The sequence below is a fragment of the Rhizobium binae genome, from assembly GCF_017357225.1.
GTDB classification, from domain to species: Bacteria; Pseudomonadota; Alphaproteobacteria; order Rhizobiales; family Rhizobiaceae; genus Rhizobium; species Rhizobium binae.
The window spans coordinates 1,203,780-1,220,080 of the sequence record NZ_CP071604.1; the positions used below are offsets into that span (position 1 = coordinate 1,203,780).

Consider the following 16,301-nt stretch of genomic DNA (forward strand, 5'->3'; position numbering starts at 1 on the left):
CGCCTGAACCAGGCGGCGGTTGCCAAGGGGAGGGCGGCGGCCGGCCTCGTGCTGCCGCCGCTGCCCGACGATTTGAGACGGCAGGAAGCGCATGCGCCTGTCCTCGAAGGCGAGCCGCTGATCGCAATCCTTGCCCGTGAGCGCCAGGCGCTCGACCGCGCCAATGCCCGCCAGGGGCGCACCGTCGAATTCTACGACGACCTCACCAGCCGATACGGAAGACGCCGATGATGAACGCCATTTCGATTGCCCTTGCCAATCCGCTGCTGAAAGGTGGGGACGGCAGCGCCGGAGATCCCGACCGCTACATGTTCTTCGCCACCCGCAACCGCATGCCGTCGGGCGCGATCGTCACCGCCGCCTCCGGCACGAACTATGTCTGCACCAAGATCGTCGTCAACACGCCGCAATATAAGACGCGGACCTTCCGCTTCCATCTCTCCGGCTTCGCCTCGACCGAGGGCGGAAATTCGCCGCAGGAAACCGTCGTTACCGGCGCGATCGGCACGCCGGGCAATTCGGTCATCGCCGATGCCATGTTCATCCGCGTCGCCGGCGTCTTCCACCAATGCAGCTTCGCCGGCTCGAACACCGTGACGGTCGCCGACCAGACGAACGGCGCCTGGACGGACGAACTGACCATTCCCGATGTCGCGCCGGAAAGCGAAATCGAAATTTGGCTGTTTTATCACACCGCCGTCGGCGACAAGATCTGGCCGGTCTACCGCATCCAGAAGCATCGCGGCGAACGCGTCTGGGGTGCCGGCGATCTCGATACGCTGCTTGCCTTCAAGGATAGCCCGCTCGCCGACAGCACCGCCGCCCTCGATACGAGCTATGGCCAGCAGGCGCAGCCGCAATATTGGGGCGCCGATTTCATGGTCGCCAAGGGCGATTGGGACGGAAGACCGGTCGCCCTCGGCTTCGTCGACAGCATCGGCGAGGCGCGCCAGGAATATTCTTCCGCCGCCGATGCCCGCGGCAATCTCGGCTGGTTGCGCCGCTGGCTCGACAAGGACGGCGGCACCGGGAGAATTCCGCATTGCCTGGTCGGCATGCCGGGCGCCGGATCGCTGCGCGAATACACCGGATCCGGGTCGTCCATCGCAACCCGGAGAAGGGATATCATTCGCGAGATCAAGGCGTTCAACGGCAACAAGCTGCCCTTCACCGTCATCGCCAACCAGATGGGGCAGAACGATACATCGACATCCTACAGCACCTGGTTCAACAGCAATTACCGCGGCCTGGTCGGGCGACTGCGCACGGAATATGCGGGCGTCAGGTTCGTGGCCTTCCCGCCACTCGGCCGCACGACGATCACGCGCAACGTTACGCTCACATCCGTTGGCACCGTCGCAACGGCGACCATCGCAAGCGGCCTCAACGGTCTTGTGACGGGGCAGACCGTCAGTATTTCAAACGCAACGCCGACGGCTTACAACGGGAACTATGTGATCACCGTCACCGGTGCCAATAGCTTCACCTACGAATTCTCAGGCGGCACGTCGCCGGCAACCGGATCCATTACCTGCAACGATCTCGGCTTGCGGGCCGAATATCAGGTCTATGGCGCCAACAACAGCTGGCCGGCGGACGGCACGGACGCTTCGGGCAAATGGCGGCTGCACGATGATATCATGGCGCAGACATCGGCCTGCTGCGATGCGGCGATCGATACCTACGGCGCCTGGGTGTCGCCGTCGAGGGGTGGCGTCTGGCCTGGCATGCTGGAGCTTCCGAGCACCATGTTGACCGCTCAGGCCGGAACGGATGGTGTGACCACCTACAATACGATCGTCGTCGCCGATGCCAGCCTCTTCAGGCCGGAGCAGACGCTGCATATATATTCGGGTCCGGAGGGCGTCGCTCGCCTCAGCACCCAGGTCGTCGGCAGCATCGCCGGCAACGTCATCACCTATCAGGGGGCGAGCGCCGCCATCCTGCCGGTTGGCTCGGTGGTGCGGCCGGCGCCGTCGGTCGGAGAGCTTTCGCCGGTGTCCTTCATCCATCCGCAGGCGATCATGATCGACCGCATCGCCGACGGCATTGCGCAATCCGAAAAGCTGAAATTCAATTCATGACAGGGTGCCGATATGACATCGAATGACGATATCCTGCGCGCTCTCGGGCGCGTGGAGGGCCGCCTGACCGGCATCGAGGAAAACGTCGCGCTGCTGCGCCAGGAGATGGGTGACGAAAAGGCCAATGCCCATGATTCCAGGGTGGTGATCCACAAGCGCCTTGACGAGCAGGCAAGGCAGATCGCCCGTCTCGATACGAAAGTGGCGATCAGCGGCGGCGCCGATGCGCAGATCCGCGCCGAGATCGGAACGCTCAAGGAAACCGTCGAGAGGAACCAGGAGACGGTCGGCCCGGCGCTCGAGGAGTGGAAACGGATGAAATCGATCGGCTACGGCATTTCAGGGCTGATCGCCTTTGCCGGGCTGACGACCGGCGGGATCGTTGCCTATGCCAGCGACGGCGCCGTGGCGGCGTTCAGGCATTGGTTGAAGATCAGTTGAGCAGTGCACGTTTCTACGCTCATGGCAATTCGCGGAGCATGCCATCAAGTTGAAGCGCAGCAAAACAAGCCTCGCGCGGCTGATATAGTGAAGTCTCGCAGGCCGTGCGCAAACATGTCCGAATTTTAGACTTTGCTAACGAACCAAATCGCCGCCTGTTTGTTATCTCTTTCAGGAGGAAACAGACATGAAGGACATGAACAATCGCCAAGTGCGCGTTCCGGGTCCGCGGGAGCATGATATCGCGGAGCATTGCCGCAAGTTCGGCATTGGGCCGGCGGAGGAGAAGAAGCTGAAGAAGCTGCTGGGATCTCACGCGCCGTTGCACGAGATCCAGGCCAATCAGCCGCCGCGCCAGCCGAAATGGCGGTGAAAACGGGCAGCTGGAGCTCTCTGTATTCCGAAGACGCAAGCAGAAATCCGGCAGCAATAGATTGTGCGACGAAGTTTTACTCGGAGAGCGCGACAATGGGTCACGGAATATTTCCGCTGGGAGAAATAAGTTGGGAAATACTGCGCCGTTCAAGTATCTCCGGCGGAACTTCCGGCGCCGCCAGGTGTTTTCAGTGAAGGGCCGCGTGGCAGGTTTTGTCTCCTGTGTACCCCTGCTACCCCTGCAGGCGCTGCGCGGCCCACTGACATTCTCGGCCGACAGCAGCGCGCACCCCGCGCCTTCAATGTGGAAGCTCGCGCGACAGCATCAGAATATAATCATCGGCGATATCGGCGACTACCATGGCCGCTTCCGCCGGCGGAAAGCCCCAGCCGACGGCCTCGGCGACGATCTTCATCACATGCGGTTCAAGTGCCTCGCGGCAGTCGGACAGAGTTTTGACTTGCGGGCTTTTGGCACGAAATTCCACGACATTGCTCACGGCATACCCTCCGTTTGATATGTTACGCCCCTACGCATGAAGCCTCTTTCCACGGAAAGCGGGCTTGGGGTCCGGTACAGATCCGGACAATTAGTAATCGTGAAAATACGATGGCACAGGGCGGCACGCATTCAAGCGGATGCTGATATTAAGGTAAGCGCGTAGGGTTAATTCGTCCGGCGGCAGCGGGTCGCCCTCGCAAGCCGCTGTCAGCTGATGGTGCAACCTCTTGTTTCCGTGTCGCTTTCCGGCACGAAAAATGGCCCGTCCCGCAGGATTTTCGCGCGCAATCGCGGAATTTGCCATAGGCAGCGGCGGCAATGGCTTGGGAAGCGGGCAGCTTGTGCCGGGGCCGGACAGAGACAGGAAAAGCCCGTCTGCACGGACGGGCTTTTGATCTCCATTTCGGTTGTCGCAATGCCCGGCCGCTTCAGGGCTCGACAAATAGCACCGCGACGAAGGTTTTATTGCCCGACGCGGCCGCTTCAGGCCGCGGCAAAGGGTACGGCGACGAAAGTTTATTGCCGGACGCGGCCGCTTCAGGCCGCGGCAAAAGGCACGGCGACGAAGGTTTTATTACCGTCGCGTTCAATGAGCAGCAGCACCGATTTGCGGCCGGCCTTGCCGGCTTCGGCGATCGCGGCCTTGACGTCGCGGGCATTGTGGACCGGCCGGTCGTTGACCGAGACGATGACGTCGCCCGACTGGATGCCGGCGGCGGCCGCCGACTTGTCCGGCTTGACGCTGGCGACCACGGCGCCGCTGACAGAGCGCGGCAGATCGAGCTGCTGGCGCAGGTCGGGCGTCAGATCGGCAAGGCCGATGCCGAGGCTCGGCTGGCCGGTCGCCTGGCCCTGTGCGTCCGGGTGTTCGACCGCCGCCTGTTTCTGGCCGTCGGCATTGGCGCCGACGGTGACGCTGAGATCGATCGTCTTGCCGTCGCGCCAGACGGCGAGCGATTCCCGCGTACCCGGTGAAAGATCGGCGACGAGCCGCGACAAGTCCTTCGGCGTCTTGACGGCCTCGCCGCCGACCGAGAGGACGATATCGCCGGGCTTCAGGCCGGCCTCTGCGGCCGGCGTATCGGCGGAGACGGCGGCCACCAGCGCCCCGCCCGTCTTGTCGAGACCGACGGCATCGGCGACGTCTTTGGTGACCGGCTGGATCTGCACGCCGAGATAGCCATGGTCGATCGAGCCGTTCTTCTCAAGCTTGGCGACGATCGCCTTGGCCTCATCGGAGGGAATGGCGAAGCCGACGCCGACGCTGCCGCCGTTCGGCGAATAGATGGCGGTGTTGATGCCGACCACCTTGCCCTCGCGGTCGACGAGCGGGCCGCCGGAGTTGCCGTGGTTGATCGGCGCGTCGATCTGGATGAAGTCGTCATAGGGTCCGCTATGCAGGTCGCGGCCGCGCGCCGAGACGATGCCCGCCGTTACCGTCGTGCCGATGCCGAAGGGATTGCCGATCGCCAGGATCTGGTCGCCGAGCTTCAGCCTGTCGGAATCGCCCCAGGCGATGGTCTGCAGCGGCTTGCCGGCCGCGATCTTCAGCACGGCGACATCGGATTTGGGGTCGGTGCCGATCAGCTTGGCCGGCAGTTCGGTGCCGTCGTCGAGCGTCACCTTGATGTCGAGAGCATTGTCGATGACATGGTTGTTGGTGACGATGACGCCGTCAGGGCTGATGATGAAGCCGGAGCCGAGCGCCATCGCATGCTGCGAGCGCGGATTGCGCGGCGCCTGCCGGGGCAGGGGGATCCCCTGATCCTCGAAGAACTGGCGGAACTGCTCGTCCATCGGCGATTGCTGATCGGCGCTGACGTCGGTCGCCTTCATCGTCGTGGTGATGGTGACGACGGCCGGTTTGTCGGCGTCGACGATCGCGGCGAACGAGCCGCCCGCGGCCAGAATGCCGCCCGTATCCGAGGGTGCGGCAAAAGCGTTGGACGTGTTGATTGCAAAGGGCAGGCAGGCGGCGCCGGCGATGACGGCGGCTCCGACGAGCGCTGCGGTGCGGTGTTTGCGGAGGATATGTGGCATGGCGGTAATCTCTTGGGCGCTAGCCCCTTGGAAGAGCGTTGCGTGTGACGGCGTCATGGCTCCAATGAGTGCGGACCTGGCGTCGGATGGCGTAGGCGCCAATTCCTCTCGAGGATACGCGCAGTCGTCGGGGGCGGCGGCCTGGCGAATGGAAGAATTCGCGCTCGCCTATTCATATGATTGCGTCGAGGCGATTTACAAATTAAATATTGATCATGTTTATATTGCCGATTTGTAAGGTGTGACTTGGGTTTAACCTTCATTCCGGCCGCCGCTCAAGGGCGGCTGCGGCGCATCGGCAAAGGCCAGCCGCAATCTCTCCGGCAACATCGCATCCGCTCGGATTTCCATCGAAAACAATAGGCTTATTGCCGGCCGACGATCCCGCCGCCTTGGGAACAGGTCGCGACGATCAGATGTTAGTAGACTCTAAAATATTTCTTCTTCAGAAAGTAAAGGCGGAGAATCGGCAGTGTATGAGTCCCGCAGCGGCAGACGAGGAGCGACGAGCATGTCGGTGGCGGGGGGCAGCGGGCCCAGGCGCGGTGCGCCCGTGAAACTCAGCGATGTGGCGAAGAAGGTGGGCGTCAGTCCGATCACCATCTCGCGCGCGCTGCGCAATCCCGAAATCGTCTCCGAGGATCTGCGCGAGGAGATCCTGCGCACGGTCGAGGAAATGGGCTATATTCCCAATCTCGCTGCCCGGGCGCTGGCCGGCCGCCACAACGGCATCGTCGCCGTCATCTCGCCCGCCTTGCACCAATACGGCTTCACCGGCCTGATGGTCGGTATCGAGGATCGCTTCCGCGACACCGATCTCACCGTGCAATATTCCAATACACTGCACCATGCCGAGGGCGAGGCCGGCCTGTTGAAATCCTTCCTGACGCAGAAGCCGGCCGGCGTCATCATTGCGGGCGCCGAATCCTACCGCGAACTTCTGCCGCTGATCGAAAACGCTGCCTGTCCGATCGCCCATATCACCGATCTCAGCCAGGAGCCGCAGAAGCTCGTCGTCGGCCTCGATCATTATACGGCAGGCGCCGAACCGACCCGCTTCCTGTTGTCGAGGGGCTATAACAGGATCGCCTTCTTCGGCCGCGGCGCCGATGTCCGCTCGCGCCGGCGGATCGAAGGCTATGAGGATGTGATGCGGCAAGCCGGGCGTTTCGACCCCGATCTGATTATCGGCGGCGATGCGCCAAGCCGCACCGGCCTCGGCAGGGAACTGTTTGCCCGCCTGGTCGAGCGCGTGCCCGATGTCGATGCCGTCTTTGCCCAGAGCGACGAATTGGCGCTCGGCGTGCTCATCGAATGCAAGGCGCGTGGCATCCGCGTGCCGGAGGAACTCGGCATCTGCGGTTTCAACGATCTGGAATTTTCCGCCTTCATCGAGCCGTCGCTGACGACGGTGTCTATCCCGCGCCACGACATCGGCTACCGCGTTGCCGACATGCTGCTGCGCGCCATCCGCGGCGAACCGCCTGGCGAGGACCGGGTCGATTGTGGTTTCTCGATCATTGCACGCGGTTCGACACGATAATCTGCTCCGACGCGACAACAGATTTGAAGCCGGGCCTTGCTGCCGGGAACCGCCCGGATTATTCCTGATATCAACGAAATGACGATCACTGTGCTGAAAAATGGATAAGGCGGGACTGTTTTTCGACAGGATGCGGACCTTTGTCCGCGTCGCCGAGCGCGGCAACCTGTCGCTGGTGGCAAAGGAACTGGGCATCGGCCAATCCACCGTGACGCGCCACCTCAACGAGCTCGAGGAGGCTGTCGGCGTGCCGCTTCTCAGCCGCACCACGCGTCGCGTCACCCTGACGGAAGAAGGCAGTCGCTACTATACCAACTGCCTTCAGATCTTGCGCCTCGTCGAACAGGCTGCCGAAGAAGCCAGAGATGCACGTCAGGCGCCGGCTGGCGCGGTTCGCCTTTCCTGTACGGCAGCGCTCGGCGTCATGCATGTCACGCGAATGATCTTCGACTTCCAGGACAGGCATCCTGACATCCGCGTCGACCTCAACCTGACGGACGAGCGTATCGATCTGGTTCGCGAGGGCGTTGACGTGGCGCTGCGTCTCGGGCCTCTTGCCGACAGCTCGATGAAACTTCATGCGGTCGGAGAGAGCCAGCGGCTGCTGGTCGGCGCTCCGACCTATCTGTCCGCCCGGGGGCGGCCGGAGCGTCCGGCCGATCTCTCACGCTACGAAACCGTCGTGATGTCCAACGTGGCAGGCAGCAATCAGCTCCGTCTTTCCGCTCCCGACGGCAGCAGCCTGACGATCCCGGTCAGCGGTCGGTTGCGCGTCGACCACGGGCTTGCGGCGCGCGAAGCCCTTGCGGCCGGACGCGGCATTGGCCCTACCCATCTTTGGCTGGTTCACGATCTGCTGGACGATGGCCGGCTCGAGGTCGTGCTCGCAGACTATCGGCCTTCGCCGGTCCCGCTGAGCTTGCTGATTGTGCCGGAGCGCGCAGCCATTGCCCGCGTTCGCCTTCTCGTCGACTATCTTGCCGCCGAGATTGCCAAGCTGCCGGGAATCCGGCCATCGTAACGCGTTGTTTTCAAGCATGTCGTTGTCGCGGGGCAGGCCTCAGCCTGCGAAAGACCGCTTGTCGCCGCGCCAGCCCGACGTCCGCAGAAACTGCTCCCAGTTGAGCGTCTCTGGGACCAGCCGCCGGCTCCATTCGAGATCGTGCTCCTTGCCGAAATAGCCATACTCGACCGCATATTCGACCATCCCGAGAATCTCTCGGACGAGAAATTCGTTGGCGGCAAACTCCGGAAAATAGGTGAGCAGCCCCTCCCTGGTGAAAGCATTTCGATACTCGGCCTTGCGGCCGGTCACGCGTTGAAAGGTTTCGACCATCTGGCGCGGAGAAATGATATCGCCGACGACCGGCAGCGTTTTGCCGTTGTAGCGCTCGGGGTTTGAGAAGATCTCGAGGACAACAGGGCCGGTCGCCGTCAGCGGATCGACGAAGGGTGCTGCGAAACCTTCAGGAAGATAAATCGGCAACAGCAGCGTGTCGCCTTCCATGCGCGGCGCATAATATTCGAGAAGATTGGTGTAGAAGAATGCCAGCATGATGAAGGAATGCGAGACCGGCAGGCCGCGAATGTGATCCGCAACGCGTGCCTTGTCCGTAAAGTGCGGCGCATATTTCGTCCCGCCGGTGATCTCGTCGACATTCTCGAGCGTGCTGAAGACAATGTGCCCGACCCCGGCCTCCACGGCCGCATCCGCCAATTGCCGCCCGAGAGGCGCCTCGGTTGTTTCCGGCGGGGCGATCGGCGGCGTCATCAGAAACGCGCCATCCGCGCCCTTGAAGGCAGCAACGAAATCCTGCTGCCGGCCGAGTTCGAGCGGCACGGCGGCGATCTCGGCGCCGAGTTTTTCCAGACGCAAAGCTTCCGGCGAATCCTTTCTGCGCGTGAAAGCACGGACGCGGAAGCGCTGGCTTGCAAGAAGTGTCGCAACGACGCTGCGCCCCTGTTTGCTCGTTGCACCGGTAACCGCGATCAGTGGCTTGTTGTCTTTAGACATGGCTTCATCCTTCCCTGTTATTGGCTGCCGGCTGAAGAGCCGGCGTCTTATGCCGGGAGGGCGGTCGGCCGATGCCGATGGCCCACCCCATGGCAGGCACCAATAACTCATCGGGGACTACAGCTGTAGATACGCATAATGCATAAGATAATGCCGTTTTTTGGATAAATGGAGAGAACGGGGCGACCGGGAAGCGCCGGAGAACCAAAGGCTCTGCCGGCGCCCTCTATTGCTCAGGGTATCAGCAGGATACTGCCCGCCGAGCGTCCGGACTCCATCTCTTCGTGCGCCTTGGCAACATCGGCCAAACGGTATTCGGCAGCGATTTGCGAAACGATTCCTGTTTCCATCGCTCCGACGGCAGCGAGTGCTGCCTCGCGGTACTGTCCGATGTCAGCACACCAGGCCATGATGCTCGGACGGCAGAGGGCCTTGCCCGGGTGAAGCTCCGCGACAGGCACGGGCGGAATGGCACCGGCCGCCTGACCGATGGTGACGGCCATGCCGAATGGCCGGACCGAGCGTATGGTCTTGAGGAGCGTGTCGCCGCCTATGCCGTCATAGGCGACGTCTACGCCGGGCCCGTTCGTGAGCCGTTTCACTTCCGCGACGATATCGGCGTCCCGTCCGACGATGAGGTGATCCGCGCCCCATGATGCGGCAAGCGCCGCCTTCTCGGAAGAGCCGACCGTGCCGATCACCGTGGCATCCAGCGATTTGGCCCAGCGAACGAGGACGCTGCCGAGCCCGCCCGCGGCGGCATGAACCAGAACCTGCATTCCCCCACGCACATCATAAGTCTTTCTCAACAGCATGTAGGCCGTCATGCCCTTGAGGAGCGAACTTGCTGCCGTTTTTGCGGAAACGCCATCCGGCAGCTTGATCGCCCTTTCAGCGGCGATATTCCGCGCGGAGAGATAGGCGCCAACCGGAGGTCCGGCATAGGCGACGCGGTCACCCCTTTTGAACATCGAGACGCCGGCGCCGACATCCTCGACGATTCCCGCCGCCTCGGCGCCGATCACCGAGGGGTAGGACGGCATCGGATAGAGGCCCGTTCGGTGGTAGACGTCGAGAAAGTTGGTTCCGATCACCTCATGACGAATTTTGATCTCGCCGTCAGCCGGAGGATCACAATGGTGCTTCTCGACATGGAACTGGGTGACGTCGCCGGGGGCGTTCAGCCATACGATTTGGTCGGTCATCGCTCGTTCTCTCCTTTATGTGGGCAGAATAAGCGGTGGCGCCATGTGTGAAAATTCCCTATTCTCTCCCAATGATTGGGAGAGAATTCACAAATATCGACTGGGACGACCTTCGGCATTTCCTGGCGCTGGCCCAGTCGGGAACGCTGCTTGGCGCCGCAAGGCAGCTCGGCGTCGAACACGCCACGATAAGCCGGCGGGTCTCGTCGCTCGAAGCGAGCCTGGGTCGCAAGCTCGTCGACCGGCGCGGACGGCGCATCAATTTGACCCAGGACGGAGAGCAGGTTGCCCGGCACGCAGCTCTCGTTGCGGTCCAGACGGCAGCCATCGAGCAGCTTGGTCGCAGCAGCACCACGGAATTGCGCGGTCACGTCAGGATCAGCGCGCCCCCCGCACTGTCGAGCGTGCTGCTGGCAAAGCCGATCGCGGCCGTCAGGCGCGACCATCCCGGCGTTGAGATCACCCTTGTTGGCGAAAAGCGCCTCGCCTCGCTGAACAGACGAGAGGCAGATATCGCCGTGCGGATGTCGCGTCCCGAGGACGGCGATTACTTGATCGTCAAGCTCGGCGAGACAAGCTTTCATCTTTACGCATCGAAGACCTATCTTGAAACCGTTCCACCGCAGGACTGGACCTTCATCGGCTACGACGAAACCATGAATGCCTCACCGCAACAGTTGCGGCTGATCGAGCTCGCCGCCGGCCGGCCGATCGCGGTCAGGTCGTCCGTTCTGGAGTTTCAGGCCGCAACCGCAAGGCTCGGCGCAGGTGTCGTCATGCTGCCCGAATTCGCCGTCCCGGCGTCCAGCGGCCTCCAGCGCATTGAGACGGAACATGTTTTGACGAGAGAGGTCTGGCTGGTCGTCCATTCGGACATCAAGGACGTCCCCTCCATTCGCGTCGTCATCGATGCGCTGAAAACCGTTCTGCAGGCGTAGTCCGCCGGGTGCACATCACGCCTCGAATGAAATAATAATTTTATGTATTCCTATATATAGGAACAACAAATACATAGAAGATCTTCCCTTGTACGCATCGTTTATGAAATTTCGCAGCTTAATGTAATCATCAGGCACAATTATGCTAGCTGCTCTTTCGTCGTCACTTAGGCTATAGTCTTTCGGCGCCTTAGAAAGCTGCAGGGTAGCGATTTTGTAATTTTCAATTAATTCTGGTGCGTTTTGTTTTATGTATGAAAACGCATCGTTGATTTCATCTGGCGTGGGAAATATAATCTTGGAGTCGCCCATATTTCCGCTCAACTTGAAAGAAGCAATTATATTGTTGAAGTTACTTAGCGATCAGATCATAGCCATCCGCTTTCAGCACGACATCCTGAGCTAGGCGCCAGGACTGAATACTACTCAGCTCGTCGTTAGGCGCAACAGCCACACACCCACTTGAGCCTGTTCCGAAATTCGCGCATCAACCTCGGCACTGACGTCGCCCAGATGGCAATCGCCAGCTAGCAGCCATAGGGGGCGAATAGTGTAATCGCCCGAATCCTTTCTGGGTGACAGCAGGCCGGCGGCCGCTCTCGAAGTTGCTGATATGATGCAATTGCGATTTGACCGCAGCCGACCTGTTCAGAAAGGAGATAACGGCAAGACGTCAGCCCTGCATCTCCTTTTCCCACCAGCCACGGGTGTTCACGTTAGCGGCGTCAGCAAGGGCTTCCAACTCGGCGATCTCGTCGCTGGTGAGTTTTATGCGGCTGGCCCGAACCAGACCATCGATATAGCTGGCCTTCGTGACGCCGATGATCGGCGTCGTGCCCTTGGCGATAGCCCACGCCACGGCGACATCGGGGACAGCCGCATCCTGGCTCCGTCCAATCGAGGCGAGTTTGTCCGTCAGCGCCGTCAACCGGGGCAGCATATCATTATAGGCCTGCGCCCGGTTTGTACCTTGCGGCAGCGGGTTCTCCGGACTGTACTTGCCGCTCAAGGCACCCTGTTCGAGAACCATATAGGCGAAGAACGGGATGCCCTGATTGCGGCAATGGTCGAGGATGCCAGCATCCTCGGAGCTGCGGTAGAGGAGGCTATAGTGATTCTGGATGGCTTCGACCCGGAACCCGGCTTCGCCGAGGATCTGGTCGGCGAGCTTGATTTCAACCAGATTGTGATTGGAGACGCCGACATGCTTGACCTTCCCGCTCTTCAGCAATGGAATGAGGCGAGGCGTCCATCGGGCCACATCCGTTGGGTTGTGAATCCAGTAGAGATCGACGTAGTCGGTCCCGAGGCGCCCCAGGCTCTGCTCCAGCATGTCGGCCATCGGATCCTCGCCGCCTCCTGCGGCCTGCGGGGTGAACTTCGTGGAGAGTAGGTAGTCGTTGCGGGCATAGCGCTTCAGGACTTCTCCAAGCACGGTCTCGGAGCGGCCCATGCCATACACAATGGCGGTGTCCCATAGGGTGAACCCGGCCGCGTGTGCCCTGTCAGCTAACTCTTCCAAATCGGCCCGAGTGAGGCCGCTGCCAAAGTAGCCGTCGCCGGTCTCGCCGCTGTCGCCCCAAGCCCAGGTGCCCAGCGCAACCGTGGGGATCTTCAGATTCTCGATTGTCATATGTGCTCCATGCCTGCTCTCCGGCCAACTTCGCTGTGACCCGCAGCAGGCACTGTGTTGCAAGATGGTGCCGACCGTTAGCCTGATGCGCCGGAATTCCTGCCCAATCCTCCAGAAGAGCGGTGAGTTCACCTTGCCGCCCCGCGGCGTGGGTGCAATGGTTGATTTCATGAAGACACTGAACGAAATCGCCGCTCTCATAGCCCGGCACGTCTCGAAGGATGGCTTCCACGCCACCTCCATCGAACGCGCGACACTTGTTCGATCCTCCACGTTGACGATGCCGATGCCGAGTGTGTACCGGCCGCAACTATGCCTCGTCGCGCAGGGGCGCAAGGACGTAACGATGGGCGATCACATATTCAGATATTCACCGGGACGCTATGGAATCGTGACTCATGACCTTCCAGCGATAGGGCATGTGGTCGAGGCGACGCCTGACAACCCCTATCTCTGCCTATACCTCGATTTCGATCCGATTATGCTAGGGGACCTGGCAGCGCGCGTGCCGCCGCCGCCAGGAACGCCATCTCCTCCGATAGGCAAGACGGTGTCCGATGCCGGTCCTGGTCTGCTTGACGCGACGCTCCGTCTGCTGCGCCTGCTTGACGATCCGGCGGCGCTGCCCGTGCTCGGACCTCTTGCCGAACAGGAAATCATCTATCATCTGCTTGCCGGGCCAGACGGTATCAGAATGCGCCACATCACCTCAAGCCAGGGACGAGTGGCGCAGATCGGCCGCGCCATTGCGTGGATCGGCCAGAACTTCCGGGAACGGCTCAGCATCGAGCGACTTGCCGCGGAAACAGGCATGAGTCCGTCGAGCTTGCATGAGCATTTTCGCGCCGTGACGGCGATGACGCCACTACAATTCCAGAAACAGCTCAGACTGCAGGAGGCGCGCAGTCTGATGTTGCTGCAGGACATCGATGTTACGACCGCCGCCCTCCGCGTAGGTTACGAAAGCCCAACGCAGTTCAGTCGCGAATATCGCCGCCACTTTGGAGAGCCACCCGCGCGCGACATAGCCCGCTTGCGCGCTTCGCCTGCCTTAGCAGTGGTCGCTTGATTCAGGATTTAAGAGATCTTCCCGTCAGCGATTGGTCCGCGCCATCGCCATCCCCGGCACCTAGGGCCGGGTGCCCATTCTGCTCCAATCACCGAGCTCATCCGGCGAGGCTGACCACCCCTTTGCAGCCGCATCACTTTTCGCAGAGCCGCCGGCCGCCGGAATAGGGCTGATAGGTACAATCGGACGGCCGGAAGGAGCGGTAACTGCGCGAGCAGGCGCTGATGTTGCAGGACGGCGGTGCGCCTTGACCATCATCTGCCGCTTCGGCCGATCGCACACCGTTCAGCGTTGGCTCGCTCGTCGCCTCGCGCATGAAGTCCCGCCAGATATGCGCCGGCAGGCCGCCGCCCGTCACTCCCTTCATCGGCGCATCATCGTCATTGCCGACCCAAACGCCGACGACGAGCGAGTCCGTGAAGCCGACGAACCAGGCATCCCGATTGTCCTGGCTGGTGCCGGTCTTGCCGGCCGCAAAGGTGCCGGGATCCGCGCCCCGTCCGGTGCCGCGCTCGACCACCATCTGCAGGAGCCCGAGGAGATCGGACTGGTAGGGCGAAAGATCGACATCCGGTTTTGACTGTGAGCCAACGCGAAATGTCTTGGGCTGCCCTGCCGCCTGGAAGTCGATGATGCCCCAGGGCTTGACCGGTGCCCTGCCGAGCTGGACGGAGGCATAGGCGCTGGTGAGGTTGAGCAGATTGACTTCGGAGGTGCCAAGCGCCAGGGACGGCGTGTTGGCCAGTGGCGCATCGATGCCGAGTTCGCGTGCGGCGGCAATCACATTGTCGAGGCCTACCTCTTCGGCAAGCGCCACCGATGCGGCATTGAGCGATCGCGCGAACGCCTCGGCAAGCGTGACCCACCCACTATAGTTGCCGCCGGAATTTTCCGGCGACCAGCCGTCGATTTCGATCGGCGCGTCCAGAACCCGGTCGGACAAGGTGAGCCCGGCCTTCAAGGCTGCATAATAAACGAACAGCTTGAAGGTGGAGCCCGGCTGGCGCATCGCCGTGACGGCACGGTTGAACTGGCTCGCCTTGTAGTCGCGCCCGCCGACCATCGCCACGACCGCGCCGTCCGGCGTCATCGCAACCAGGGCGGCTTGCGATGCGCCGACCGTCTTTCCCTCACCGTCCAGGGCTTTTTTCACGATCCGTTCGGCGCTCTGCTGCAACTGCGGCACCAGCGTCGTGCGCACCGTCGTCGAACCCGGCGAGGACCCGGCGATCTCGCTCGCCTGCGGTGAAATCCAGTCTGCAAACCAGCTTCCCGAGCGCGGCGTCGGTGTCGTTGGATGCAGCCTGGCAAAGCTACCTTTGGCCTCCGCCGCCTGTGGCGCGGTGATCTTGCCATTGGCCGCCATCGCGTCGAGAACGACCATGGTGCGCTGCCGGGCGCCTTCGAAATTGTCGATCGGGTTCCATTGGCTCGGCGCCCGCAGCAATCCCGCCAGCATCGCCGACTCCGGCAGGTTGAGGTCGCCGATATCCTTGTTGAAATAGATCCGCGCGGCGGCAGGCATGCCGGTGGCGCCGGCGCCAAGATAGACGCTATTGAGATAGCGCGTCAGGATTTCCGCCTTGCCGAGCTTCCACTCCAGCCAGAACGCGATGACGACCTCCTGGATCTTTCGTTTTATGGTTCGGTCGCTGTCGAGATATTGCAGCTTGATGAGCTGCTGGGTGATGGTGCTGCCGCCTTCCACCACCGAGCCGGCCTCCAGGTTGCGCAGAAACGCCCTGACGATGCCCCTGGGGTCGATGCCGAAATGATCCATGAACCGGCGATCCTCGATTGAGAGGACGGCATCGATCAGATAGGGCGGAAACTGGTCGTATCGGGCATAGGGCCCTTGATAAGGTCCCTGTCTGACCAGCGGCGCACCGTCCGCGGTTTCCAGCACGACGACCGGCTTTAACGTTCCATCCCGGATTTCGCTCCAGGGCACGTCTTTCAGGGCCCAGACCAGCACGATTGCGACGAGGAGGCAGACAAGAAGGGCCGAACCAAAAGCGAATTTCCGCCATCCGGCGATGCGCGATGCGCTCTGTCGACTTTCACGCGGCTTTGAGCGCCGATCGCGAATTCGGCGCCCCACTTTGGCCGAAGCAGTCGTCATCCATGTCAGGGGAGTTGACATCATTCCAGGCCGCGCCGACTTGCCCAGCTTCGCCCTCCAGGACAATGCGGCCGCCTTGATCTTCGCCAAGGCAGAACTTGCCTGCACATCCTGGCGTATCGCACGCAACAGGGTTCTGGCGGCCTGCCTGGTCTGGTCGAAAGATCCGTGGGGCGGCTTCGCGTCGTCGGCCTGGGTGGTTCCTGGCGAATCCGAGGCGGCCGCTTGCGCTGGCGAATCCAGCTTCTGATGGCGGCCCGAACTCGAACTGCTAATGCTTTCACCTGAGGTTTCGGGAGAGTTGGGCATCGGTTACCGCTAAAAAGGCCGCGCAG

At 61.8% G+C, this 16,301-nt stretch carries 16 protein-coding genes; 10 read left to right on the forward strand and 6 right to left on the reverse strand.

Annotation, left to right across the window (positions count from 1 at the left end; translation table 11 throughout):
* Positions 1-3: 3 nt before the first annotated feature.
* The 4 genes from J2J99_RS05830 to J2J99_RS05845 all read left to right on the forward strand — a co-directional run bounded on the left by J2J99_RS05830 (position 4) and on the right by J2J99_RS05845 (position 2,898).
* Positions 4-231 (forward strand): hypothetical protein, encoded by a 228-nt coding sequence (locus J2J99_RS05830; RefSeq protein WP_064823091.1) that lies wholly within the window; start codon positions 4-6, stop codon positions 229-231.
* Positions 228-2,084, forward strand: coding sequence for a hypothetical protein (locus J2J99_RS05835; RefSeq protein WP_168294400.1), 1,857 nt, complete (start codon positions 228-230; stop codon positions 2,082-2,084). Before J2J99_RS05830 ends, J2J99_RS05835 begins: the two co-directional genes overlap by 4 nt.
* A 12-nt stretch (positions 2,085-2,096) precedes the next feature.
* A complete protein-coding gene (locus J2J99_RS05840) occupies positions 2,097-2,525 on the forward strand; it encodes a DUF1515 domain-containing protein (protein WP_168294399.1) in 429 nt (142 codons plus the stop codon).
* Between the two features lie 187 nt (positions 2,526-2,712).
* On the forward strand, positions 2,713-2,898 hold the full coding sequence (locus J2J99_RS05845; RefSeq protein WP_168294398.1) for a hypothetical protein: 186 nt from the start codon (positions 2,713-2,715) through the stop codon (positions 2,896-2,898).
* A gap of 301 nt (positions 2,899-3,199) precedes the next feature.
* On the opposite strand, the gene J2J99_RS05850 is transcribed toward J2J99_RS05845, so the two are convergent.
* Both J2J99_RS05850 and J2J99_RS05855 read right to left on the reverse strand, forming a co-directional pair.
* Positions 3,200-3,400 carry a hypothetical protein gene (locus J2J99_RS05850; RefSeq protein ID WP_168294397.1) on the reverse strand — a complete coding sequence of 67 codons (201 nt, stop codon included), beginning with the start codon at positions 3,398-3,400 and terminating at the stop codon, positions 3,200-3,202.
* Positions 3,401-3,939: 539 nt separating this feature from the next.
* Positions 3,940-5,442, reverse strand: coding sequence for a DegQ family serine endoprotease (locus J2J99_RS05855; protein WP_168294396.1), 1,503 nt, complete (start codon positions 5,440-5,442; stop codon positions 3,940-3,942).
* On the opposite strand from J2J99_RS05855, the gene J2J99_RS05860 reads away from it, so the two are divergent.
* The 3 genes from J2J99_RS05860 (at position 5,441) to J2J99_RS05870 (ending at position 8,006) form a co-directional block, all read left to right on the forward strand.
* Positions 5,441-5,680, forward strand: a complete 240-nt coding sequence (locus tag J2J99_RS05860; protein ID WP_168294395.1) for a hypothetical protein — start codon at positions 5,441-5,443, stop codon at positions 5,678-5,680. The genes J2J99_RS05855 and J2J99_RS05860 overlap by 2 nt on opposite strands.
* Before the next feature lie 273 nt (positions 5,681-5,953).
* Positions 5,954-6,985 carry a LacI family DNA-binding transcriptional regulator gene (locus J2J99_RS05865; RefSeq protein ID WP_168294394.1) on the forward strand — a complete coding sequence of 344 codons (1,032 nt, stop codon included), beginning with the start codon at positions 5,954-5,956 and terminating at the stop codon, positions 6,983-6,985.
* Positions 6,986-7,085: 100 nt separating this feature from the next.
* Positions 7,086-8,006 (forward strand): LysR family transcriptional regulator, encoded by a 921-nt coding sequence (locus J2J99_RS05870; protein WP_168294393.1) that lies wholly within the window; start codon positions 7,086-7,088, stop codon positions 8,004-8,006.
* 39 nt (positions 8,007-8,045) lie between these two features.
* Here the strand turns inward: J2J99_RS05870 and J2J99_RS05875 are convergent, their stop codons facing one another.
* Both J2J99_RS05875 and J2J99_RS05880 read right to left on the reverse strand, forming a co-directional pair.
* Positions 8,046-8,999 carry an NmrA/HSCARG family protein gene (locus J2J99_RS05875; RefSeq protein ID WP_168294392.1) on the reverse strand — a complete coding sequence of 318 codons (954 nt, stop codon included), beginning with the start codon at positions 8,997-8,999 and terminating at the stop codon, positions 8,046-8,048.
* A gap of 233 nt (positions 9,000-9,232) precedes the next feature.
* A complete protein-coding gene (locus tag J2J99_RS05880) occupies positions 9,233-10,204 on the reverse strand; it encodes a quinone oxidoreductase family protein (protein ID WP_168294391.1) in 972 nt (323 codons plus the stop codon).
* Between the two features lie 71 nt (positions 10,205-10,275).
* On the opposite strand from J2J99_RS05880, the gene J2J99_RS05885 reads away from it, so the two are divergent.
* Positions 10,276-11,142, forward strand: a complete 867-nt coding sequence (locus J2J99_RS05885; protein ID WP_205918571.1) for a LysR family transcriptional regulator — start codon at positions 10,276-10,278, stop codon at positions 11,140-11,142.
* A 673-nt stretch (positions 11,143-11,815) separates the two neighbouring features.
* Here J2J99_RS05885 and J2J99_RS05890 read toward each other — a convergent pair.
* Positions 11,816-12,775, reverse strand: coding sequence for an aldo/keto reductase (locus J2J99_RS05890; RefSeq protein ID WP_168294389.1), 960 nt, complete (start codon positions 12,773-12,775; stop codon positions 11,816-11,818).
* 157 nt (positions 12,776-12,932) lie between these two features.
* Between J2J99_RS05890 and J2J99_RS05895 the strand changes: the two genes are divergently transcribed.
* Positions 12,933-13,844, forward strand: coding sequence for an AraC family transcriptional regulator (locus tag J2J99_RS05895; protein WP_246735313.1), 912 nt, complete (start codon positions 12,933-12,935; stop codon positions 13,842-13,844).
* Positions 13,845-13,977: 133 nt separating this feature from the next.
* On the opposite strand, the gene J2J99_RS05900 is transcribed toward J2J99_RS05895, so the two are convergent.
* Positions 13,978-15,990 (reverse strand): PBP1A family penicillin-binding protein, encoded by a 2,013-nt coding sequence (locus J2J99_RS05900; RefSeq protein ID WP_425526058.1) that lies wholly within the window; start codon positions 15,988-15,990, stop codon positions 13,978-13,980.
* Between J2J99_RS05900 and J2J99_RS33895 the strand changes: the two genes are divergently transcribed.
* A complete protein-coding gene (locus tag J2J99_RS33895; RefSeq protein ID WP_246735321.1) occupies positions 15,947-16,216 on the forward strand; it encodes a hypothetical protein in 270 nt (89 codons plus the stop codon). The genes J2J99_RS05900 and J2J99_RS33895 overlap by 44 nt on opposite strands.
* Positions 16,217-16,301: the final 85 nt, after the last annotated feature.

Bases quoted from the DNA above. Each gene is read 5' to 3' on its own strand.
- J2J99_RS05835 (WP_168294400.1), top strand. From the start codon at position 228: ATGATGAACGCCATTTCGATTGCCCTTGCCAATCCGCTGCTGAAAGGT.
- J2J99_RS05840 (WP_168294399.1), top strand. From the start codon at position 2,097: ATGACATCGAATGACGATATCCTGCGCGCTCTCGGGCGCGTGGAGGGC.
- J2J99_RS05845 (WP_168294398.1), top strand. From the start codon at position 2,713: ATGAAGGACATGAACAATCGCCAAGTGCGCGTTCCGGGTCCGCGGGAG.
- J2J99_RS05860 (WP_168294395.1), top strand. From the start codon at position 5,441: ATGGCGGTAATCTCTTGGGCGCTAGCCCCTTGGAAGAGCGTTGCGTGT.
- J2J99_RS05855 (WP_168294396.1), bottom strand. From the start codon at position 5,442: ATGCCACATATCCTCCGCAAACACCGCACCGCAGCGCTCGTCGGAGCC.
- J2J99_RS05865 (WP_168294394.1), top strand. From the start codon at position 5,954: ATGTCGGTGGCGGGGGGCAGCGGGCCCAGGCGCGGTGCGCCCGTGAAA.
- J2J99_RS05870 (WP_168294393.1), top strand. From the start codon at position 7,086: ATGGATAAGGCGGGACTGTTTTTCGACAGGATGCGGACCTTTGTCCGC.
- J2J99_RS05875 (WP_168294392.1), bottom strand. From the start codon at position 8,999: ATGTCTAAAGACAACAAGCCACTGATCGCGGTTACCGGTGCAACGAGC.
- J2J99_RS05880 (WP_168294391.1), bottom strand. From the start codon at position 10,204: ATGACCGACCAAATCGTATGGCTGAACGCCCCCGGCGACGTCACCCAG.
- J2J99_RS05885 (WP_205918571.1), top strand. From the start codon at position 10,276: ATGATTGGGAGAGAATTCACAAATATCGACTGGGACGACCTTCGGCAT.
- J2J99_RS05890 (WP_168294389.1), bottom strand. From the start codon at position 12,775: ATGACAATCGAGAATCTGAAGATCCCCACGGTTGCGCTGGGCACCTGG.
- J2J99_RS05895 (WP_246735313.1), top strand. From the start codon at position 12,933: ATGGTTGATTTCATGAAGACACTGAACGAAATCGCCGCTCTCATAGCC.
- J2J99_RS05900 (WP_425526058.1), bottom strand. From the start codon at position 15,990: ATGATGTCAACTCCCCTGACATGGATGACGACTGCTTCGGCCAAAGTG.